This is a genomic window from Micromonospora matsumotoense, assembly GCF_050951065.1.
Lineage (GTDB): Bacteria > Actinomycetota > Actinomycetes > Mycobacteriales > Micromonosporaceae > Micromonospora > Micromonospora matsumotoensis.
In genome coordinates this window covers 2142269-2166764 of record NZ_CP192025.1, presented here as the reverse complement: position 1 = coordinate 2166764, position 24496 = coordinate 2142269, and the positions used below count along the sequence as shown (strand labels likewise).

General features: G+C 75.0%; 4 protein-coding genes. 1 reads left to right on the top strand and 3 read right to left on the bottom strand.

Annotated elements, in window-relative coordinates; all coding sequences use genetic code 11:
- Positions 1-95: 95 nt before the first annotated feature.
- Entirely contained in the window at positions 96-1871 is a 1776-nt protein-coding gene (locus tag ACQP1S_RS09635) for an MFS transporter (protein WP_432905366.1), read from the bottom strand.
- 82 nt (positions 1872-1953) lie between these two features.
- Here ACQP1S_RS09635 and ACQP1S_RS09630 point away from each other — a divergent pair, with 82 nt between their 5' ends.
- On the top strand, positions 1954-2541 hold the full coding sequence (locus ACQP1S_RS09630) for a TetR/AcrR family transcriptional regulator (RefSeq protein WP_091253921.1): 588 nt from the start codon (positions 1954-1956) through the stop codon (positions 2539-2541).
- Between the two features lie 75 nt (positions 2542-2616).
- Here ACQP1S_RS09630 and ACQP1S_RS09625 read toward each other — a convergent pair whose 3' ends face one another.
- Both ACQP1S_RS09625 and ACQP1S_RS09620 read right to left on the bottom strand, forming a co-directional pair.
- A complete protein-coding gene (locus tag ACQP1S_RS09625; protein ID WP_432905363.1) occupies positions 2617-2883 on the bottom strand; it encodes a PqqD family peptide modification chaperone in 267 nt (88 codons plus the stop codon).
- Positions 2884-3096: 213 nt separating this feature from the next.
- Positions 3097-24438: an SDR family NAD(P)-dependent oxidoreductase gene (locus ACQP1S_RS09620; protein WP_432907926.1), complete on the bottom strand. Its 21342-nt coding sequence runs from the start codon at positions 24436-24438 to the stop codon at positions 3097-3099.
- Positions 24439-24496: the final 58 nt, after the last annotated feature.

The following is a 24496-nucleotide window of genomic DNA, read 5'->3' as shown; positions in this document are numbered from 1 at the left end:
GGGCACCGGCAGCGGCGTGAGGAGGCGGAGCCGGTCGGCCGCGGGGTGGCGTTCCCGCCCCTGCGCGGGAACGCCACCCCGGCTCAACGGTGCGGTCAGGCCACCGGGTGGGCCGGCCGGGTGCTGGCCGGAGGGGCCGGGACCGGTCCGATCCGGACCTCGGGGCCGGGCACGCCACCGGCGGGGCCGGCGCCCTCGGCGACCCGGCCGACCGGCACCGCGCCGGCCGGAACAGGCGCGGCGTCGGCCGTGGCGGCGTCGGCTTCGGTGTCGACAGCCCCTTCGGCGGGTGGCGGGGTGGCGGCCGACGGGGTGGCGGGGTCGCCCGACCCACCCGACGTGTCCTGTCCGGGCACCGACGCGCCCACATTGCGCAGCAGCACAGCGGCCAGCACCGCCGTCACCAGCAGGATGCCGGCGGCGACGACCGCGGCGACCCGCAGCTCGGCGGCGAAGGCGGCGCGCGCCAGCGCCACCAGCGTGTCCGCCGCGACGGTGGCGAGCCCGCGGCTCTCCTCGACCGCGCCACCCAGGGTCTCCCGGGCGGTGGCCCAGGAATCCGCCGACACCCCGTCCGGTGCCGCACCGGAGAGTTGCTGCCGGTAGACGAACGTGCCGATGCTGCCGAGGATCGCGACGCCGAGCGCCGCACCCAACTGGCTGCCGGTCTCGGAGAGCCCGGCAGCGGCACCGGCCCGCTCCGGCGGCGCGGTGGAGACGATCAGCTCGGCGCTCAACGTGAGGACCATCGCGACGCCACCGGTCATCAGCGCCTGACCGGCCACCACCTGGGCCAGTCCCGCCGCGTCGCCGACCTGGGCGAGCACCAGGCAGCCGGCCGCCCCCACCAGCAGACCACCGGCCGCGACGTAGGCCCGCCGGAAGCGCTGCGCCAGCATCGGGGCCAGCACCGCCGCGCCGATGCCCGCCGCGGCGGCGGCCGGCAGCGACCACAGCCCGGCGGTGAACGGGCGCAGCCCGAGCACCAGTTGGAGGTACTGGCTGATGAAGAACATGAAACCGACCAGCGCGAAGTTGGCGAGCACGTTCATCACCACCGCCGCGCTGAACGCCGGTGCGCGGAACAGCCGAACGTCGATCACCGGGTCGGCGAGACGCCGTTGCCGCCATACGAAGACGGTCAGGAAGACCAGCCCGCCGACCACGCCGGCCACCGGGGGCCAGTCCGCCCCGTGCTCGGCGAACTGCTTGATGCCCCAGACCGTCGGCAGCACCGCGACGAAGGCCAGCACCGTGCTGATCAGGTCGAACCGCCCGGCCGCCGGATCGCGGAACTCGGGCAGCAACAGGGGGGCCAGGATCAGCAGGAGCAGCATGATCGGCACGTTGATCTCGAAGACGGCGCCCCAGGAGAAGTACTGGAGCAGGGCTCCGCCGGCCACCAGACCGATGACGCTACCGGCGGAGAAGCCGGCCGCCCAGAGCCCGATCGCGGCCCGACGCTCGTTCTCGTCGTGGAACATGTTGCGGATCAACGACATGGTCGACGGCATGAGGGTCGCACCGGCGGCACCCATCACCGCCCTGGTCCCGATCAGCATGCCGGGACTGGTGGAGAGGGCCGTGGCCACGGATGCCGCACCGAACACCGCCGCGCCGATCATCAGCAGCCGACGGCGCCCGATCCGGTCCCCCAGCGTTCCCATCGGGATCAGCAGGCCGGCCAGCACGAAGGCGTAGACGTCGGTGATCCAGAGGAGTTGGCTGCTGGTCGGCTCAAGGTCCGCCGTGATGAACGGCAGGGCGTACGACAGCACGGTCATGTCCATGCTGATGATCAGTGTCACCATGACGAGTACCGCGAGGCCGATCCACTCGCGACGGCCGGCCTTTGCCTGCGCTGTAGCCATGGCCGAAAGCTATCACCGGTTATATACAAGCGTATACATCCGGTGGGTGAATTAGGGGGTGGTTCCGAGTAGGGTGACGCCCGTGGGTCATCGGGAACGCCTGCTGGCAGGGGCCAGAGTCTGCCTCTACGAACGCGGCTACACACGCACTACCGCCCGTGACATCGTCGCCGCCTCGGACACCAACCTGGCGTCGATCGGGTACCACTTCGGCTCCAAGGAGGCGCTGCTGACCGCAGCCCTGGTCCAGGCGTTCGAGGAGTGGGGCGTCGAGATCGACCGGGTGCTGCGCGACGGCACGCAACCCGACCTGATGGACCGGCTGGAGTCGATGTGGACCGGTCTGGTCGAGTCCTTCGGCTCGCACCGGCCGCTCTGGGTCGCCGGGATCGAGGCGTTCGCGCTGGCCGAGCACCTACCGGTGCTGCGGGAGCAGTTGGCCGAGAGCTACACCCGGGCCCGCCCGGCGCTGGCCGCCTTCGTCCTCCAGAGCGGCGGCGAGAACGTCACCGAGGAGACCCGCAAGGCCATCGGTTCGTTCCTCCTTGCGCTGATGATCGGATTGACGGTGCAACGGCTGCTCGACCCCGAGGCCGCCCCCTCCGGCAAGGAGCTGGCCGCGGCGCTGCGGCTGATCATCGGCGCGGTCCACGACACCGCCGGAGACTGACCTCCGGAGCAGTGCCCCCTTGCGGGTGACGGACCGGAACAGGGGCCCGGATAGGGGTCGTCTCCGGCCACCCGATCACTCCACCCGCACCAGACCGGCGCGGAGCATGTCCTCCACCCAGACGTCGACGTCCCGCCGGGTGGCCGCCGGATCGGCCGCCCACTGCCGGGCGAGGACGCCAGCCGCGCGCTCCGCCGAGCCGCCCTGCTGCTGCAACGCGATCCACATGGCCGCGGCGGTCGCCCCGAACCGGTATCGCAGTCCGTCCCGTTCGGAGGTCAGCTCCAGCTGCCCACTCCGGGTGACCTTCGCGATGATCCCCTGTTCGAGTCGCACCCGCATCCTCCCTACCTCTCCGCGTCCACCTGGTGGCACCTGCGGCGAACCGGCCCGTCCACCCCGTCCGACCACTACCGTACGAGGTCGGGCGGTAACGCGATACGGTCATGGACCCACGCCGAAGGTGGACAAATACCCACCCTCTACCGGGTAGGAAGCCCGAGGTCCGCCGGCCACCGTGGGTGTCGGCGGACCTCGGGTCCGACAGCCGGAGGGTCAGTCCGACGCCTCCAGTTCGTCGTCGAGGATGTCGAACAGCTCGTCGGCGGACACCGACGCCAGATCCCGGGCCGCCGGCTCCACACTGGCCGTGCCGTACGCCGTGTTCCACCGGGCCATCAACGCCTGGAGCCGGACGGTGATCCGACCCCGCTCCGCGTCGTCCGGCACGGTGCCGTCCAGCAGCACCTCCAACCGGGCCAGCTCGGCCTCCAGCGACGGGGTGCCCGGCAGGTCACCGGAGAGTTCCGTCCGGACGAACCGGGCCACCGCCGCCGGGCTCGGGTGGTCGTAGATGAGCGTCGCCGACAGCCTCAGCCCGGTGGCCGCACCGAGGCTGTTGCGGAACTCCACCGCCGCCAGGGAGTCGAAGCCCAACTCCAGGAAGCCCTTGTCCATGTCGACGACGTGCGGACGGTCGTGGCCGAGCACCTCGGCCGCCCGACTCCGGACCAGCTCGGTGACCAACCGGTCCGCCTCCTCCGCCGGCAGACCGGCGAGCCGGTCGGCCAGCGACCGCTCCCCGGCCACCGCACCGGCCGCCACCCGCCGCGCCGGGGCGCGGACCAGACCGCGCAGCACCGGCGGCACCCCCTCGGCCCGGGCCCGGAACGCGGCCAGGTCGAGGCGTACCGGCAGTGCCAGGGCCGGGATGGGGTGGGTGGTGGCGTCGAACAGGGCCAGCGCGTCGACGGTGGACAACGCGGTCACCCCGGACCGGGCCATCCGCCGCAGGTCCGCCTCGCCCAGGTGGCCGGTCATCCCGCTGCCCGACTCGGCCCACAGACCCCAGGCCAACGAGGTGCCGGCCAGGCCGTGCGCCCGGCGGTGCTGGGCGAGGGCGTCCAGGTAGGCGTTGGCCGCGGTGTAGTTGGCCTGGCCGGCCGCGCCGAGCGTGGCCGCCGCCGAGGAGAACAGGACGAACCAGTGCAACGGCAGGTGCAGGGTGAGTTCGTGCAGGTGACGGGCGGCCTCGGCCTTGGGGGCCACCACCGCCGCCAGCCGCTCGGGGGTCAGCGCGGGCAGCAGACCGTCGTCGAGCGCGCCGGCCGCGTGGACCACCCCGGTGAGCGGGTGCGCGGCGGGCACCGTGTCGAGCAGGGCGGCCACCGCCGACCGGTCGGCCAGATCGCAGGCGGCCACCGTCACCTCCGCACCGGCCGCCGTCAGCCGGGACACCAGCTCGTCCGCACCGGGCGCGGCCGGGCCGCGCCGGCTGACCAGCAGCAGCCGCCGTACGCCGTGCCGGGCGACGAGGTGTTCGGCGACGAGCCGGCCCAACCCGCCGGTGCCGCCGGTGACCAGCACGGTGCCGTCCGGGTCCGGGCCGGCGGGCAGCTCACCGGCGGGCACCGGCAGCGGCGCGAGCCGGGGCGCGAGCAGCCCGCCGGGGCGTACCGCGAGTTGCGGCTCGGCACCGGCGGCGAGGGCCGCGCGCAGCCCGGCCGGGTCCACGCCATCGACGTCGACCAGGACGAACCGGCCCGGATTCTCCTCCTGGGCGGCCCGGACCAGACCCCAGAGGGTCGCGTCCACCGGCCGGGGCAGGTCCTCACCGTCGCTGGTGGCGACCGCGCGGGTCGTCACCAGGACCAGCCGCGACCCGCTGAACCGGTCGTCGGCGAGCCACCGCTGGACCAGGTCCAGCGCCCCGGCGGCAGCCGGCACCGTCGAGTCCGACAGGGCCCGCCAGGGCAGCACGACGGTCTGCGGCGCGTCCCCGGTCCGCTCGATGTCGGCCGCGAGCGCGGCCAGGTCCGGGTGGTGGGGCACCCCGAGGCCGAGGTCGCCGTCGCCGAGCACCACCGTCCGGTCGGCGGACCCGGCCTCCCCGGTCGGCACCGGCACCCAGTCGAGCTGGTACAGCGCCGAGCCGTGGGCGGCCCGCGCCACACCGAGCTGGTCGGCCGCGAGCGGCCGGACCACCAGCGCGGCGACCGAGGCGACCGGGGCACCACCGGCATCGGCCAGCTCGAAGGCGACCTCCTCCGGACCGGTCCGGGTCAGCCGGACCCGCAGCGCCGTGGCACCGGTGGCGTGCAGGGCGACGCCGCGCCAGGCGAACGGCACCTGCAGCCGACCGTCGTCGGGCTGGTCCCCCTCGGCCAGGTCGAGGGCGTGCAGCACCGCGTCGAAGAGCGCCGGGTGCAGACCGAACCGCGCAGCCGAGGACCAGGCGTCCTCAGGGAGCGACACCTCGGCGTACACCTCGTCGCCGCGCTGCCAGGCGGCCCGCAGGCCCTGGAACAGCGGGCCGTAGTGGTAACCGGCATCGGCGAGCCGGTCGTAGCGCCCGTCCAGGTCGACCGGGGTGGCGCCGGCCGGCGGCCAGGTGTCGCCGACCGGTGCGGCCGGGACGGTGGACGCCGCCGGAGCCAGCACGCCGGTGGCGTGCCGGGTCCACCCGTCGACGCCGTCCGCCGGGCGGGAGTGCACGGTGACCGGGCAACGGCCGGTCCCGTCGGGCGCCCCGACCACGACCTGAAGGTCCACCCCGCCGCGCGGGGGAACGGTCAGCGGAGCCTCCAGGGTCAGCTCCTCCACCAGGCCGCAGCCGACCTGGTCACCGGCGCGGACCGCCAGCTCGACGAAGGCCGTCCCGGGCAGCAGCACCGTCCCGGCGAGGGCGTGGTCGGCGAGCCACGGGTGGGTCCGCAGGGAGAGCCGGCCGGTCAGCACGGTGCCGTCGACGCCGGCCAACCCGACCACCGCGCCGAGCAGCGGGTGGGCGGCCGGGCGCTGGCCGAGGCCGGGCACGTCGCCGCCGCCGTCCGCCGCCGCGTCCAACCAGAGCCGGCGACGCTGGAACGGGTACGTCGGCAGTTCGGTGACCCGGGCGCCGGTCGGCGCGAACCAGGCCCGCCAGTCCACCGGCACGCCCCTGGTGTGCAGGGTGGCCAGGGCGGTGAGCAGGGTAGTCGCCTCGTCCCGGCCGCCCCGCAGCACCGGCACCAGGGCGACGCCGTCGGTGCCGGTGACACAGTCCCGGGCCAGCGCGGTGAGCACCGCGTCCGGGCCGACCTCCAGGTACGTGGTGACGCCTTCGGCCTCCAGGGTGGTGATCCCGTCGCCGAACCGGACTGCCTCCCGGACGTGCCGCACCCAGTAGCCGGGGTCGCGGATCTCGTCGGGGTCGGCGAGCCGGCCGGTCAGGTTGGACACCACCGGCACCCTCGGCGGGGCGAAGGTCAGGCCGGCGAGAACCTCGTGGAACTCGGCCAGCATCGGCTCCATGTGCGGCGAGTGGAACGCGTGGCTGACCCGCAGCCGCTTGATCCGGCGACCCCGGGCCCGCCAACCGTCGGCGATCGCGCCCACGGCGTCGTGGTCACCGGAGATCACCACCGCCTGCGGCCCGTTGACCGCGGCGATGCCCAGTTCCGCCTCGCGGCCGGCCAGGTCCCCGCGTACCTCCGCCTCGGACGCCTCGACGGCCACCATCGCGCCGTCCTCGCGCATGTTCTGCATCAGCCGGCCGCGCGCGGTGACCAGGGTGGCGGCGTCGGGCAGCGACAGCACCCCGGCGACGTGGGCCGCGGCGACCTCGCCGATGGAGTGCCCGGCGACCAGGTCGGGTCGGACCCCCCACGAGTCGAGCAGGCGGAACAGGGCCACCTCGATGGCGAACAGCGCGCTCTGGCTGTAGACGGTCTGGTCGAGCAGGGCCGCGTCGGCCACGTCCGGCTCGGTGTAGAGCACCTCCCGTAGCGGTCGGTCGAGCTTCGCGTCCAGGTGCGCGCTGACCTCTGCGAACGCCTCCGCGAAGGCCGGGTACGCGGCGGCCAGCTCGCGGCCCATGCCGAGGCGCTGGGCACCCTGACCGGTGAAGAGCATGGCCAGTTTGCCGGCGACGGGGACGCCCCGCACCACCTCGCTGCCGTCGCTCCCCTGGGCCATCTCCCGCAGGGCACGCACCGCGTCGTCCCCGGCGGCGGCGACCACCACGGCCCGGCGTTCCAGCGCCGCCCGGGTGGTGGCCAGCGAGTACGCCACGTCGAGGCTGGCGCCGGTGCCGGCGACCAGGTCGGCCTGGGCGCGCAGCGCCTCGTCCGAGCGGGCCGCGAGCAGCCACGGCAGGACGGACGGGGCGACCGTCACGTCGACCTCGGCCGGGACGTCCTGCTCCGGGGGTGCCTGTTCGATGACGATGTGGGCGTTGGTGCCGCTGATCCCGAACGACGACACCCCGGCCCGACGCGGCCGGTCCAGCGCCGGCCACCGCTGCGGCTCGGTGAGCAGCCGCACCGCTCCGGCGGACCAGTCCACCTGCGGGGACGGCTCGTCCACGTGCAGGGTGCGGGGGAGCAGCCCGTTGCGCATCGCCAGCACCATCTTGATCACGCCGGCCACCCCGGCCGCGCCCTGGGTGTGGCCGATGTTCGACTTGATCGACCCGAGCCAGAGCGGCCGGTCCTCCGGCCGCCCCTGCCCGTACGTGGCCAGCAACGCCTGCGCCTCGATCGGGTCGCCCAGGGTGGTGCCGGTGCCGTGCGCCTCGACCAGGTCCACCTGCTCGGGGGCGACGTTCGCGGCGGCCAGCGCCTGCCGGATCACCCGCTGCTGGGAGGGGCCGTTCGGCGCGGTCAACCCGTTGGACGCACCGTCCTGGTTGATCGCCGAACCCCGCACCACGGCGAGCACGTGGTGACCGTGCCGCTCGGCGTCGGAGAGCCGCTCCAACAGCAGCATGCCGACACCCTCGGACATCGCCGTCCCGTCCGCGCCGGCCGCGAAGGACCGGCACCGGCCGCCGGCGGCCAGCCCCCGCTGGAGGCTGAACTCGACGAACGTGCCCGGGGTGGACATCACCGTCACGCCACCGGCCAGCGCCAGCGAGCACTCCCCGGCGCGCAGCGCCTGCACCGCCAGGTGGATCGCCACCAGCGACGACGAGCAGGCGGTGTCGACGCTGACCGCCGGACCCTCCAACCCCAGGGTGTACGAGATCCGCCCCGACGCGACGCTGGACATGCTGCCGTTGCTCAGGTAGCCGGCCAGCTCGTCCGGTACGGACGGCAGTCGGCTGCCGTAGTCGTGGTACATCACGCCGGTGAAGACGCCGGTCGGGCTCCCCTTGAGCGACGTCGGGTCGATGCCCGCCCGCTCCAGCGCCTCCCAGGAACTCTCCAGCAGCAGCCGCTGCTGCGGGTCCATCGCCACCGCCTCGCGCGGGCTGATGCCGAAGAAGTCGGGATCGAAGTCGGCCGCGTCGTAGAGGAAACCACCCTCCAGGGAGTACGTCCGGCCGGGCTTGCCGGGCTCCGGGTCGTAGAGGCTGTCGAGGTCCCAGCCCCGGTCGGTGGGGAACGCCGAGATGGCGTCCCCGTCGTCGACGAGGAGCTGCCACAGCTCCTCCGGGCTGCGGACACCACCGGGGAAGCGGCAGCTCATCGCGACGATCGCGATGGGTTCGTCGGCCACCGGGCGGGGCGCGTCGGCCGACCGGACGTCGACCGGGCCGCCGACGATGGTGTGGTGCAGGTGGTCGGCGAGCGCGGTGGGGTTCGGGTAGTCGAAGACCAGGGTGGCGGGCAGCCGCAGCCCGGTGGCGGTGTTCAGCTTGTTGCGCAGCTCCACGGCGGCGAGCGAGTCGAAGCCGAGTTCCTTGAACGCCCGGGTCGGTTCGACGGCGGTGCCGCTGTCGTGGCCGAGGACCGCCGCGACGCTGGCCCGGACCAGGTCGAGCAGCAGACGCCGCTGGTCGTCCACGCCCAGGGTGGCGAGCTGCCGCTGGAGTCCGGAGCCGGTGACCGGGGCGGCCCCGACGGCCGCCGCCCGGCGGGCGGGCAGCCGGACCAGACCCCGGAACAGCGCCGGCATCTGCTGCCCCTGGGCACGCAGCGCGGCGGTGTCCAACCGGATCGGCACCAGCACCGGCTCGGCGGCGGCGACCGCCGCGTCGAGCAGGCCCAGGCCCTGGTCGGAGCTGATCGGCAGGACGCCGGAGCGGGCCATCCGGGCCACGTCGGCGTCGCCGAGGTGCGCGGTCATCCCGCTGCGCTGCTCCCAGAACCCCCAGGCCAACGAGGTGGCGGGCAGACCGAGCGCACGCCGGTGCGCAGCCAGCGCGTCCACGAAGACGTTCGCGGCGGCGTAGTTGCCCTGCCCGGCCCCGTCGATGACCCCGGCGGCCGACGAGAACAGCACGAACGCGCTGAGATCCCGGTCGCGGGTGAGGTCGTGCAGGTGCCAGGCCGGGTCGGCCTTGCCCCGCCAGACCGAGTCGAGCTGCGCCGGGGTCAGGGTGGCCAGCAGCCCGTCGTCGAGGACACCGGTGGTGTGCACCACCGCGGTCAGGGTGGGGATGCCGTCGAGCAGGGCGGCGACGGCGTCCCGGTCGGCCATGTCACAGCCGACGATCTCGACGGTCGCGCCCAGGGCGGTCAGCTCGTCGACCAGTTCCGCCGCGCCGGGGGCGGCGAGCCCCCGCCGCGAGGTGAGCACCAGGTCACGGACGCCGTGCCCGGCGACCAGATGCCGGGCCACCAGCGTACCCAGCACACCGGTGCCGCCGGTCACCAGGACGGTGCCCTCGGCCCGCCATACCTCGCCGGAGCCGGCGAACCGGGCCAGTCTCGGCACCCGCACCTGCCCGGCCCGCAGGGACAGCTCCGGCTCACCGGTTCCCACCGCCGCCAGGATCTCCTCCACCGGCGTCTCCGGGTCGGCATCCACCAGCACGAACTGGCCCGGGTTCTCCGCCTGTGCGGCCCGCACCAGACCCCAGACCGGGGCGTGGGCCAGGTCGGTGCCGCCGTCGACGGCACCATGGGTGACCACCACCAGCTGGGCGGCGGCCTGCGCCGGGTCGGCCAGCCAGGACTGGAGCAGGGCGAGGGTCTCCCCCACCGCCCTCCGGGCGGCGGTGGCCGGGTCGGTGTCGTCGCCGGCCGGGGAGAGCGGGGCGAGCACGACGTCGGGGACGCCGAGGCCGATCCCCTCCAGGTAGCCCCACGACTCGGTGGCGGTGCCGGTGGGGACGGTCGTCCAGTCGATGCGGTAGAGGTCGCCGTCGGTCGGGGCGGCGGCGCTGAGCTGGACCGGACGGGAGACGAGGGCACCGACGACGGCCACCGGGGCCCCGTCGGGGTCGGCAAGGTGCAGGGTGGCGGACTCCGGCCCGGTGGCGGTGATCCGGACCCGCAGGGCGGTGGCCCCGGTGGCGTGCAGGGTGACGTCGGTCCACGCGAACGGCAGGTACGGCGGCCGACCCGCGGGCACCGGCTCGCCGATACCCACCGCCTGGAGGGCGGCATCCCACAGCGCCGGATGCAACCCGAACCGGGCCGCGTCCGCGTGCGCCTCCTCCGGCAGGGCCACCTCGGCGTACACCACGTCGCCGGCCCGCCACGCCGCCTGCACGCCCTGGAACATCGGCCCGTACTCGTAGCCCTGGGCCATCAGGTCGTCGTACAGACCCGCCGTCGGCACCGGCACCGCGCCCGGCGGCGGCCAGGCGGTCAGGTCGAACGCGGGGTCGGTGGTGTCGGCGGAGAGGATTCCGGTGCCGTGCCGGACCCAGCTCTCGGTGTGCTCCGGCCGGGAGTGCACCGTCACCGCGCGTCGGCCGGCGTCGTCGGGAGCGCCCAGCAGGAGCTGCACCTGGACGGCACCCTGCGCGGGCAGGACCAGCGGAGCGTGCAGGGTCAGCTCGTCGAGGTGGCCGACACCGGCGTGGTCACCGGCGTGCAGCACCAGTTCGACGAGGCCGGTGCCGGGCAGCAGCACCGTGCCGTTGACGGCGTGGTCGGCCAGCCACGGATGGGTGTCCAGGGAGATCCGCCCGGTGAAGAGCACCTCACCCGACTCGGCCATGCCGATCGCGGCGCCCCACAGCGGGTGACCGGCGGAACCGAGCCCGGCGGCGGCGAGGTCGGCGGTGCTGCCGGTGGCGTTGATCCAGTACCGGCGGCGCTGGAACGGGTAGGTGGGCAACGGCACCTCGCCGCGCGGACGCGCCGGCAGCACCGGCGACCAGTCCACCGCGACGCCCCGGCTGAACGCCTCACCCAGCGAGGTCAGCCACCGTCGCAGACCACCCTCGCCACGGCGCAGCGAGCCGACGGCGGCCACCTCGACGCCCCCGTCGGCGGCGGTCTCCTCGATACCCATGGTCAGCACCGGGTGGGCGCTGCACTCCAGGAACGTCCGCATGCCGGCGGCGAGCAGGACCCGGGTGGTCTCCTCGAACCGCACCGTCTGCCGCAGGTTCGTGTACCAGTACCGCGCGTCCAACCCGGCGGTGTCGAGCACCCCCGCGGTGACCGTCGAGTAGAACGGCACGCGGGACGCCCGGGGGGTGATCCCGGCGAGGACGTCGAGCAGCCGCTGTTCGATCAGCTCGACCTGGGCGGAGTGCGAGGCGTAGTCCACGTTGACCCGCTTGGCCCGGTGCCCCTCGGCGGTGAGGGTGGCGACCAGGTCGTCGACCGCGTCGGGGTCGCCGGAGACGACCACCGAGGAGGTGCCGTTGACGGTGGCGACGGAGATCCGCCCGGCGTAGCCGGTCAGCCGCTCGGCCGCCGCCCGCTCGGGCAGGCCGACGGAGGCCATCGCGCCCCGCCCCGCCAGGTCCTCCGCGATGGCCAGGCTCCGCAACGCCACCACCGCGGCACCGTCACGCAAGGACAGACCGCCCGCCACCACGGCGGCGGCGATCTCACCCTGCGAGTGACCGATCACCGCGTCCGGCTCCACGCCGTACGAGCGCCACAGCCCGGCCAGCGACACCATCACCGCCCACAACACCGGCTGCACCACGTCCACCCGGTCCACCGACGGGGTGCCCTCCACCCCCCGCAGCACGTCGGTCAACCGCCACGGCACGAACTCCGACAACGCCGCACCGCACTCGTTGATCCGCTCGGCGAACACCGGCGACGAGTCCAGCAGCTCCACCGCCATGCCCAGCCACTGCGAGCCCTGCCCGGGGAAGACGAAGACGGTGCCGCCCTGGAGCACCCCGGGGGCGGTGCCGTTCTCGGCGAAGGCGCGCGCCCCGGCGACGAACTCGGCCCGGTCGCCGACCAGCACCGTCCGCCGGTCCAGCAGCGCCCGCCCGGTCGCCAGCGTGTACGCGAGGTCACCCGGCCGTGCGGTGTCGCTCTCGGCGACGGCTGCCACCCGCCCGGCCTGCTCCCGCAGCGCCTGGTCGGTGCGGGCCGACAGCACCCAGGGCAGGATCTCCGGCTCGGGGGCGTCGGCCGGGGCCTCCTCGGCCGGGGCCGCCTGCTCGATGATGACGTGGGCGTTGGTGCCGCTGATGCCGAACGACGACACCCCGGCCCGACGCGGCCGGTCCACCGTCGGCCAGCGCTGCGGCTCGGTGAGCAGCTGCACGTCGCCGGCCGACCAGTCGACCTGCGGCGAGGGCTCGGTCACGTGCAGCGTGCGCGGCAGCAGCCCGTTGCGCATCGCCAGCACCATCTTGATCACGCCGGCCACCCCGGCCGCACCCTGGGTGTGCCCGATGTTCGACTTGATCGACCCGAGCCAGAGCGGCCGGTCCCCGGGACGGTCCTGCCCGTAGGTGGCCAGCAACGCCTGCGCCTCGATCGGGTCACCGAGGGAGGTGCCGGTGCCGTGCGCCTCCACCACGTCCACCTCGGTGGTGGGGATGCCGCCGGCCGCCGCCAGGGCCTGCCGGATCACCCGCTGCTGGGAGGGGCCGTTCGGCGCGGTCAACCCGTTGGACGCACCGTCCTGGTTGATCGCCGAACCACGGACCACGGCGAGCACGTGGTGACCGTGCCGCTCGGCGTCGGAGAGCCGCTCCAGCAGCAGCATGCCGACGCCCTCGGACATCACGGTGCCGTCCGCACCGGCCGAGAAGGACTTGACCCGGCTGTCGGCGGCCAGCCCGCGCTGGAGGCTGAACTCCACGAAGGTGTCCGGGGCGGACATCACCGTGACGCCGCCGGCCAGGGCGAGGGAACACTCCCCCGCCCGCAGCGCCTGCACCGCCAGGTGGATCGCCACCAGCGACGACGAGCAGGCGGTGTCGACGCTGACCGCCGGACCCTCCAACCCCAGCGTGTACGAGATCCGCCCCGAGGCCACGCTGGCCATGCTCCCGTTGCCCAGGTAACCCACCAGGTCCTCGGGCACCTCCGGCAGCCGGCTGGCGTAGTCGTGGTACATCACGCCGGCGAACACGCCGGTGAGGCTGCCGCGCAGCGAGGTGGGGTTGATGCCGGCCCGCTCCAGCGCCTCCCACGAGGTCTCCAGCAGCAGCCGCTGCTGCGGGTCCATCGCCACCGCCTCGCGCGGGCTGATGCCGAAGAAGTCGGGGTCGAAGTCGGCCGCGTCGTGCAGGAAACCGGCCTCCATCGAGTACGTCTTGCCGGGCTTGCCGGGCTCCGGGTCGTACAGGTTGTCGAGGTCCCAGCCGCGGTCGGTGGGGAACGGCGAGATGGCGTCCGTCCCGTCGACGAGGAGCTGCCACAGCTCCTCCGGGCTGCGGACACCACCGGGGAAGCGGCAGCTCATCGCGACGATCGCGACGGGCTCGTCGTCGGCGATCGCGGTGGCGACGGTCGGGGCGACCGGGGCGACCGCGCCGAGGAGCCGGGTGTGCAGGTAGTCGGCGAGCACCGTGGGGTTCGGGTAGTCGAAGACCAGGCTGGCCGGCAGCCGCAGTCCGGTGGCGGTGTTGAGCCGGTTGCGCAGCTCCACGGCGGCCAGCGAGTCGAAGCCGATCTCCCGGAACGCCCGGGCCGGTTCCACGGTGGCCGGGCTGTCGTGACCGAGCACCGCGGCCACGTCGGCCCGGACCAGGTCGAGCAGCAGACGCCGCTGCTCGGTGTCGGTCAGACCGGTCAGCCGCCGTTGCAGCGCCGACCCGCCGGCCGGCGTCCGGCCCGCCTCGGCGGCCCGCCGGGCCGGGAGCCGGACCAGGCTCCGGAACAGGGCCGGCATCGACTGGCCCTGGGCGCGCAGCGCGGCGGTGTCCAACCGGATCGGCACGAACGTCGGCTCGCCGGTGGCGACCGTCGCGTCCAGCAGCGCCAGCCCCTGTGCGGAACTGATGGGCAGGATGCCGGAGCGGGCCATCCGCGCCAGGTCGGCCTCGCCGAGGTGTGCGGTCATCCCGCTGCGTTCCTCCCACAGCCCCCAGGCCAACGAGGTCGCCGGGAGGCCGAGCCCACGCCGGTGCTCGGCCAGGGCGTCGAGGAACACGTTCGCCGCGGCGTAGTTGCCCTGCCCGGAGCCGTCCACCACGCCGGCGGCCGAGGAGTAGAGCACGAACGCCGACAGCTCCCGGTCCCGGGTCAACTCGTGCAGGTGCCAGGCGGGGGTGGCCTTCGCCCGCCACACGCCGTCGAACTGCGCCGTGGTCAGCGAGGTCACCAACCCGTCGTCGAGGATGCCGGTGGTGTGCACCACCGCCGCCAACCCGGGAATCCCGTCGACCAGGGCGGCGACGGCCCCCCGGTCGGTCAGGTCACACGCGACCACCTCGACGGCGGCACCGAGACCGGCCAGTTCCTCGCGCAGCTCCAGCGCGCCCGGCGCCGCCGGCCCCCGCCGCGAGGCCAGGACCAGATCGCGGACGCCGTGCGTGGCGACCAGGTGCCGGGCGACCAGCGCGCCCAACACGCCCGTGCCGCCGGTCACCAGGACCGTGCCCTCCGCCCGCCAGCCGGTGTCGCCGGTGGCGGCGCGGGCCAGCCGTGGCACCCGTACCTGCCCGTCGCGCACCGACAGCTCCGGCTCGCCGGTGCCCACCGCCGCGACGATGTCCTCGACCGACGTCTCCGGGGCGGCGTCGACCAGCACGAACTGGCCGGGGTTCTCCGCCTGCGCGGCCCGGACCAGACCCCAGACCGGGGCCTGGACCAGGTCGGTGACCCCGTCGGCCGCGCCGCTGGTCAGCACCACCAGCCGGGACTCCGCCGACCGGGGGTCGGCCAGCCAGCGCTGGAGCAGCCCGAGCGTCGCCACGGCGGTGGCCCGCGACGCCGACTCGACGTCGACGGCACCGTCCGGGGTGGCCGACGGGTCGCCGGCCGCCGGGGTGGTGAGCCGGGTGATCACCAGCTCCGGCGCGTCGTCGCCAAGGTCCTCCAGGTACGCCCAGGAGGTGGCCGCGGCGGTGAGCGTCGGCACCGGGGTCCAGTCGACGCGGTAGAGGTTGCCGTCGGCGGCGGTCCCTGCGGCGAGCTGCACCGGCCGGGACACCAACGCACCGACCTCGGCGACCGGTGCTCCCGTCGGATCGGCCAGGTGCAGGGCCACCGCCTCGGTGCCCAGCGGAGTGAGCCGCACCCGCAGGGCGGTCGCGCCGGTGGCGTGCAGCGTCACTTCCGTCCACGCGAACGGCACCGACGGCGGCCGGTCCGCAGCCACCTCCTCGCCGATGCCCACCGCGTGCAGCGCCGCATCGAGCAGCGCCGGGTGCAGGCCGAACCGCGCCGCGTCGGCGTGCGCGTCCGACGGCAACGACACCTCCGCGTACACCGTCTCGCCGGCCCGCCACACGGCCTGCACGCCCTGGAACACCGGGCCGTACTCGTACCCCTGGGCCACCAGATCGTCGTAGAAGCCGTCCACCGGCACGGGCACCGCGCCCGGCGGCGGCCAGGCGGTCAGGTCGAAGGTGGGGACGGCCGGGGTGTCGGCGAGCACCGCGGTGGCGTGCCGGGTCCACGGCAGGTCCGGGTCGGCGTGCTCGGGACGCGAGTGCACGCTGACGGTACGGCGGTTCGCCTCGTCGGCGGCCGTCATCAGCAGCTGGACCTGCATCGCGCCGCCCGTGGGCAGCAGCAGCGGGGCGTGCAGGGTCAACTCTTCGAGGTGCCCGAGGCCCACGTGGCCCCCGGCGTGCAGCACGAGTTCGACGAAGCCGGTGCCGGGCAGCAGCACCGTGCCGGCGACCGCGTGATCGGCCAGCCACGGGTGGGTGTCCACGGAGAACCGGCCGGTGAACAGCACCTCGCCGGACTCGGCCATCGACACCGACGCGCCCCACAGCGGGTGGCCCGCCGCCCCGAGGCCCACCGACGCCACGTCGGTCGCCGCGGTGGTGGCGTTGATCCAGTAGCGACGGCGCTGGAAGGGGTAGGTGGGCAGTGCGGTGGTGCGGGCGCCGGTGGGCGCGAACCAGGCCCGCCAGTCCACCGGGACGCCCCGGGTGTGCAGGGTCGCCAGGGCGGTCAGCAGGGTCGTCGGCTCGTCCCGGCCGGCCCGCAGCACCGGCACCAGGGCCACCGCGTCCTCGTCGGTGACGCAGTCCCGGCCCATCGCCGTCAGCACCGCGTCCGGGCCCACCTCCAGGAACGTGGTGACGCCCGCCGCCTGGAGGGCGGCCACCCCGTCGCCGAAGCGCACCGACTCCCGTACGTGCCGCACCCAGTAGCCCGGGTCGCGCAACTCCTCGGGGTCGGCCACCGCACCGGTCACGTTGGACACCACCGGCAGTTGCGGCCGCGCGAACACCAGACCGGAGAGGACCTCGTGGAACTGCGCCAGCATCGGCTCCATGTGCGGCGAGTGGAAGGCGTGACTCACCCGCAGCCGCTTCGTCCGCCGCCCCTGACCCCGCAGACCTGCGGCGACCGACTCCACCGCCTCGGCGTCACCGGAGACGACCACCGCACGGGGCCCGTTCACCGCCGCGACGCCCACCCGCGCCTCAAGGCCGGCCAGCGCGGCACGCACCTCCGCCTCGGACGCCTCGACGGCGACCATCGCGCCGTCCTCCCGCATCGACTGCATCAGCCGGCCCCGCGCCGTCACCAGGGTCGCCGCGTCAGCCAACGACAGCACCCCGGCCACGTGGGCCGCCGTCACCTCGCCGATCGAGTGCCCGGCCACCATGTCGGGCCGGACCCCCCACGACTCCAGCAGGCGGAACAACGCCACCTCGATGGCGAACAGCGCCGCCTGGCTGTAGACGGTCTGGTCCAACAGCGCCGCGTCGGCCACCTCCGGCCCGGTGTAGAGCACCTCCCGCAGCGGCCGGTCCAGCTTCGCGTCCACCTCCGCGCACACCTGCGCGAACGCGTCGGCGAACACCGGGTACGCCGCCGCCAGCTCACGGCCCATCCCCCACCGCTGCGCGCCCTGGCCGGTGAACAGCACCGCCAGCTTCCCGACCGACGGCGAGCCGTACACCACGTCGGCCGAGTCGGCCCCCTCCGCCACGCACCGCAGGGCGCGGACCGCATCCTCGCCCGCCGCGGCCACCACCACCGCCCGGCGCTCCAACGCCGCCCGCGTCGTCGCCAACGAATACGCCACGTCCAGGCCCGCACCCGTGCCGGCGACCCCGCCGGCCTGCGCCCGCAACGCCTCCACCGAGCGCGCGGACAGCACCCACGGCAGCACCGCCGGGACGACCGGCGCGGTCACCCCGGCCGACGGGGGCTCCTCCTCCGCCGGGGGCGCCTGCTCGATGATGACGTGGGCATTGGTGCCGCTGATCCCGAACGACGACACCCCGGCCCGACGCGGTCGGTCCAGCGCCGGCCACCGCTGCGGCTCGGTGAGCAGCCGCACCTCCCCGGCCGACCAGTCGATCTGCGGCGAGGGCTCGTCGGCGTGCAGGGTGCGCGGCAACAGGTCGTTGCGCATCGCCAGCACCATCTTGATCACGCCGGCCACCCCGGCCGCACCCTGGGTGTGCCCGATGTTCGACTTGATCGACCCGAGCCAGAGCGGCCGGTCCTCCGGCCGACCCTGCCCGTACGTGGCCAGCAACGCCTGCGCCTCGATCGGGTCACCGAGCGCCGTGCCGGTGCCGTGCGCCTCCACCACGTCCACCTCGGTCGCCGGGATGCCACCGGCGGAGGCCAGGGCCTGCCGGATCACCCGCTGCTGGGAGGGGCCGTTCGGCGCGGTCAGGCCGTTGGACGCGCCGTCCTGGTTCGTCGCCGAACCCCGGATCACGGCGAGTACCTGGTGACCGTTGGCCCGGGCGTCGGAGAGGCGCTCCAGCAGCACCATGCCCGCGCCCTCGCCCCAGCCGGTGCCGTCGGCCCCGGCGGCGAAGGACTTCGACCGGCCGTCCTTGGCCAGGCCACGCTGGAGGCTGAAGTCGAGGAACGTGTCCGGGGTGGACATCACGGTGACGCCGCCGGCCAGCGCCAGGGAGCACTCCCCGGCCCGCAGGGCCTGCACCGCCAGGTGGATCGCCACCAGCGACGACGAGCACGCCGTGTCGATCGACACCGCCGGCCCCTCCAGCCCCAGGGTGTAGGCCACCCGGCCGGAGACGATGCTGGCGAGGCTGCCGTTGCCCAGGTAGCCGGCCAGGTCGTCGGGCACCTGGTGCAGCCGCAGCGCGTAGTCGTGGTACATGACGCCGGCGAAGACGCCGGTCGGGCTGCCCTTGAGCGAGGTCGGGTCGATCCCGGCCCGCTCCAGCACCTCCCACGAGGTCTCCAGCATCAACCGCTGCTGCGGGTCCATCGCCACCGCCTCGCGCGGGCTGATACCGAAGAAGTCCGCGTCGAAGTCGGCCGCGTCGTAGAGGAAGCCACCCTCCATCGAGTACGTCCGGCCGGGCTTGCCGGGCTCCGGGTCGTACATGCCGACCAGGTCCCAGCCCCGGTCGGCGGGGAACGACGAGACCGCGTCGACCCCGCCGTCGAGCAGTTCCCAGAGCTGCTCCGGGGTGGCCACCCCACCGGGGAAGCGGCAGCTCATCGAGACGATCGCGATCGGCTCCTGGGTGAAGGAGGCCGGTGCCAGCTCCGGCGTCGCCACGTCCGCGCCGGTGCCCAGCACGGTGGAGACCACGAACTCGGCCAGCGCCGCCGGGGTCGGGTAGTCGAACGCCAGGGTCGCCGGCAGCCGCAGCCCGGTGGCCGCCTTGAGCCGGTTGCGCAGCTCGACCGCGGCCAGCGAGTCGAAGCCCAGTTCGTTGAAGGCCCGGCGCGGTTCGATCGCGTCCGCGCTGTCGTGCCCGAGCACCGCGGCGACGTGCTCGCGGACCAGGTCGAGGGTGAACCGGTCCCGCTCGGCCTGGCTGAGCGCGGCGAACCGCCGGGCCAGGCCCTGCGTGGCGTCGGCCGGACCGGCCGCCTGGGCACTGCGTCGCGCCGGCAGCGGCACCAGGCCACGCAGCAGCGCCGGCACACCCTCCGGCCGGTTGCGCAGCGCGGTCAGGTCGACCCGGATCGGGGCGAGCACCGGCTCGTCGACGCCGAGCGCCGCGTCGAGCAGGGCCAGGTTCTCCGCCGGGCTGAGGCCGGGCATGCCGGAGCGTTCGATGCGTTGCAGGGCGGCGGCGTCCAGCTGGCCGCCCATCCCGCTGTCCCCGGTCCACAGCCCCCAGGTGAGCGCGACGGCGGGCCGGCCCTCGGCCCGGCGGGCGACGGCCAGCGCGTTGAGGGTGGCGTTCGCGGCGGCGTAGTTGCCCTGCCCCGCGCAGTCGAGCAGGCTGGCCAGGGAGGAGAAGAGCACGAACGCCGTCAGGTCGGCGTCGCGGGTCGACGCGTCGAGGTTGACCGCGCCGTCCAGCTTGGCCTTCAGCACCGCGTCGAGCCGGTCCGGGGTGAGCGAGCCGATCGTCGCGTCGTCGACGATGCCGGCGGCGTGCACCACCGCCCGCAGCGGCCGGTCGGCCGGGACGGCGGCGAGCAGCGCGGCCAGGGCGTCGGCGTCGGCCGCGTCGCAGGCGGCCACCTCGACGGTCGCCCCGGCCGCTTCCAGTTCCCCGCGCAGCTCCGCCACGCCGGCCGCCGCCGGCCCACGACGACTGGTCAACAGCAGGTGGCGTACGCCGTGCTGCCCGGCCAGGTGCCGGGCGACGTGCGCGCCGAGCCCGCCGGTGCCGCCGGTGACCAGCACCGTGCCGTCGGTCGGCCAGCCGATACCGGCAGCGGTACCGCTCGGGTCGACCCCGGCGGAGACGTCGTCGGCACCGGTGGTGGCGGCAGCGGTCGTTGCGGTCCCGGTGGCAAAGGTGGTGGCGACCCGGGCGAGCCGGGGCACACTGATCTCGCCGTCGCGCAGCCGCAGCTCCGGTTCGCCGGTGGCCAGGGCGGCGGCCAGCAACGGCGTCGGGGCGTCGGCGAGCCGGACGGTGACGAACCGGTCCGGGTTCTCCGTCTGGGCGGCCCGGACCAGGCCCCAGACCGCCTCGGTGGAGAGGTCGTCGACCCGGCTGACGAAGACCAGCCGGGTGCCGGCCAGCCGCGCGTCGGCCAGCCACTGCTGGAGGATCTCCAGCGCCCCGGCGGTGGCGGTCCGGACGTCCTCGGAGGTGACGCCGACGAACGCCCACTCGGGGGCGGTGGCGCCGGCGTCGATCGCCGCACCCAGCGCGGCCGGGTCGGCGTGCCGGGGGGCCGTGCCGATCCGCTCGTCGCCGAGCACCACCCAGCGGGGGGTGCCCGTCGGGGCGGGCCGCTGGCCCAGCTTCGTCCACTCCAGCCGGAACAGCCGCTCGTGGTAGCCGCCCCGGGCGGCGGTGAGCTGGGCGGTGGAGACCGGCCGGGAGACGAACGACCGCACCGAGGCGACCGGTGCGCCGGTGGCGTCGGCGAGGGTCACCGACACGCTGTCCCCGGCCGCGGGGGCGATCCGGACCCGCACCTCGGCCGCGCCGGCGGCGTGCAGGGTGACGTCGGTCCAGGCGAACGGGATGCGCACCTCGTCGTCGGCGGGTTCGCCCCGACGGGCCGCGTCGATGGCGTGCAGGGCGGCGTCCAGCACCGCCGGGTGCAGGCCGAACCGGGCGGCGTCGGCCCGGCTCTCGGCGGGGAGCGCGACCTCGGCGTACACCTCGGTGCCGCGTCGCCAGACGGCCTTGAGGCCCTGGAAGACCGGGCCGTAGCCGTAGCCCTGGCCGGCCAGCTCGGCGTAGCTGCCGGTCAGGTCGACCGGGCGGGCGTCGCGCGGCGGCCACTCGGTCAGGGGCTGCCCGGCGTCGGCGGCCTCCGGGGCGAGGAAGCCGTTGACGTGCCGGGTCCAGAGCTGACTGTCGGGCGCGTCCGGGCCGGACCGGTCGGGGCGCGAGTAGACGGCCACCGGGCAGCGGCCGGCCGGGTCGGCGGCGCCGACGACGACCTGGAGGGCGACGCCGTGCTCGTCGAGCGCCAGCGGGGCCTCGAGGGTCAACTCCTCCACGGTGGGGCAGCCGACCTGGTCGCCGGCACGGATCGCCAACTCCACGAAGGCGGTGCCGGGCAGCAGCGCCACCCCGGAGATGGTGTGGTCGGCCAGCCACGGGTGACTGCGCAGCGACACCCGGCCGGTGAGCACCACCCCGTCGCCGCCGGCCAGGCCGACGACCGCGCCGACCAGCGGGTGACCGGCGGCGAGCTGACCGAAGCCGGTCGCGTCGGCGCTGCCGCCGCCGGACTCCATCCAGAACCGGCGACGCTGGAACGGGTACGTGGGCAGCGCCACCTGACGGGCGCCGCGCGCGGCGAAGAACGCCGTCCAGTCCACCGGCACCCCCCGCACGTGGGCGCGGGCGACGGCGGAGACGACGTCGGTCTCCTCGTCCTGGTCGGCGCGCAGCAGCGGGGCGAAGACCGCGTCGGCGTCCTCGGCCAGGCAGGCCGGACCCATCGCGGAGAGCACACCGGCCGGCCCGAGTTCGAGGAAGGTGCCGACCCCCTCGTCGGCCATCGCCCGGACCGCGTCGGCGAACCGGACGCTGTCGCGGACGTGCCGCACCCAGTACTCGGGGTCGCACAGCTCGCCGGAGAGCACCGGCCGGCCGGTGACCGTGGAGACGATCGGGATGGTCGGCGGCCGGTAGCTGAGCACGTGGGCGAGCCGGCCGAACTCGGCGAGCATCGGCGTCATCAGCGGCGAGTGGAAGGCGTGGCTGACCCGCAGCCGCTTCGTCTTGTGCCCGGCGGCGGCGAGGGCGGCGACCACCTCCAGCACGGCGGCCTCGTCACCGGAGACCACGACCGAGGTCGGGCCGTTCACCGCCGCCAGGCCCACCTGCGCCTCGCGGCCGGCCAGCAGCGGGCGGACCTCCTCCTCGGTGGCCTGCACCGAGATCATCGCGCCCTCGGCGGGGAGCTGCTGCATGAGCCGGCCGCGCGCGGCGACCAGGAGCGCGGCATCCTCCAGGGAGAGCACCCCGGCGACGTGGGCGGCGGCCAGCTCACCGATCGAGTGCCCGGCGAGCAGGTCCGGCCGGATCCCCCAGGACTCCAACAGCCGGAACTGGGCCACCTCCACGGCGAACAGCGCGCACTGGGTGTAGGCGGTCTGGTCGAGCAGGGCCGCCTCGGCGGTGCCGGGCTCGGCGAAGAGGACGTCGGCCAGCGGCACGTCCAGTTGCAGGTCCAGCCAGCCGCAGGCGTCGTCGAAGGCGGCGGCGTAGACCGGGTAGCTGCGGTACAGCTGCCGCCCGGCGCCGAGCCGCTGGCTGCCCTGCCCGGTGAAGAGGAAACCGAGCCCACCGCCGGTCGCCTGCCCCAGGTGTACGCCGGGCACACCGCCCCCGGCGGCGAGGGCCGCCAGGTCCCGGACGACGCCCGCCCGGTCCCGGGCCACCAGCACCGCCCGGTGCTCCAACGCGGTACGGGTGGTCGCCAGCGAGTAGGCGACGTCGAGCAACTCCGGGGCGTCCTCGTCGGTGTCGACGAGAGCGAGCAGCGCGGCGGCCTGGTCGCGCAGCGCCGCCCGGCCCCGGGCGGAGAGCACCACCGGCAGCACCTCGCTGGGCAGCTGCGGCACGGCGGCGACGGCCTCGTCGGTGACCGCCGGGGGCTCCTCGACGATGACGTGCGCGTTGGTGCCGCTGACCCCGAACGAGGAGACCCCGGCGCGGCGCGGCCGGTCCGGTGCGTCCCACTCGCGGGCCTCGGTGAGCAGCGCGACGGTGCCGGCGGACCAGTCCACGTTGGGGGTGGGCGCGTCGACGTGCAGGGTACGCGGCAGCAACCGGTGCTTCATCGCCATCAGCACCTTGATCACCCCGGCCACCCCGGCGGCGGCCTGCGAGTGACCGATGTTGGACTTCAGCGAGCCGAGCCAGAGCGGCCGGTCGGCGGGGCGTTCCCGGCCGTAGGTGGCGATGATCGCCTGCGCCTCGATCGGGTCGCCGAGCCGGGTGCCGGTGCCGTGCGCCTCGACCAGGTCGACGTCGGTGGGGGCCAGGCCGGCCGAGGCCAGCGCGGACATGATCACCCGCTGCTGGGACGGCCCGTTCGGCGCGGTCAACCCGTTGGACGCGCCGTCCTGGTTGATCGCCGACCCACGGATCACCCCGAGCACCCGGTGGCCGTTGCGGCGGGCGTCGGAGAGCCGCTCCAGCACCAGGATGCCGACGCCCTCGGCCCAGCCGGTGCCGTCGGCCGCCGCCGCGAACGGCTTGCACAGCCCGTCCGGGGCGAGACCCCGCTGCCGGCTGAACGCGGTGAACGCGCCCGGGTGCACCATCACCGCGACGCCACCGGCGAGCGCGGTCGTGCACTCCCCGCGCTGCACCGCCTGGCAGGCCAGGTGCAGGGCGACCAGGGAACCCGAGCAGGCGGTGTCCACGGTCAAGGTCGGCCCCTCGAAGCCGAAGGTGTAGGCGAGCCGGCCGGACACCACGCTCGGCGCGTTGCCGGTGAGCAGGTAGCCGTCCAGGCCCTCCGGAGCCTCGTGCAGCCGGGGGCCGTACTCCTGCGGCTCGGCGCCGATGAAGACGCCGGTCTGGCTGCCGCGCAGCGACGCCGAGTCGATGCCGGCGTCCTCCAACGCCTCCCAGGCGGTCTCCAGCACCAGCCGCTGCTGCGGGTCCATCGTCATCGCCTCGCGCGGGCTGATGCCGAAGAAGTCCGCGTCGAACTCGGCCGCCCCCTCCAGGAAGCCACCCTGGCGGACGTAGGTCTTGCCGGGCTTGCCCGGGTCCGGGTCGAAGAGCCCTTCGGTGTCCCAGCCCCGGTCGGTCGGGAAGTCGGAGATCACATGCCGACCCTCGAAGACCAGCCGCCACAGGTCGTCGGCCGAGGTGCTGTGCCCGGGGTAGCGGCAGCCGATGCCGACCACGGCGATCGGCTCGTCGTCGGCGGCGGCACGGCGCAGCGGCGCGGCGGCCGGGGCGGGTGCGGCGTCGCCGCCGAGCAGCGTCCGCAGCAGCCGTCCGACCGCCTGCGGCGTCGGGTGGTCGAAGACCAACGTGACCGGCAGGTCGAGGCCGGTGGCCAGGGTGAGCCGACGGTGCAGCTCCACCGCGGCGAGCGAGTCGAAGCCCAGGTCACGGAACGGACGGCCCGGCTCGACGGCGTCCGGACCGTCCGGCAGTACGGTCCGCAGCACGTCGCGGGCCTGCTCCCGGACCAGGGCGGTCAGCGCCCGGCCCTGTTCGTCGGCCGTGCGGCCCTCCAGCCGTCGCCGCAGTGCCGACAGCGCGTCGGGCTCGGCACCGGTGGGGTTCACGGACTCGCTCATGGCACGCTCCACTAGGTCTCCGGGTTCGACGCCCGGCTCGGTGTGT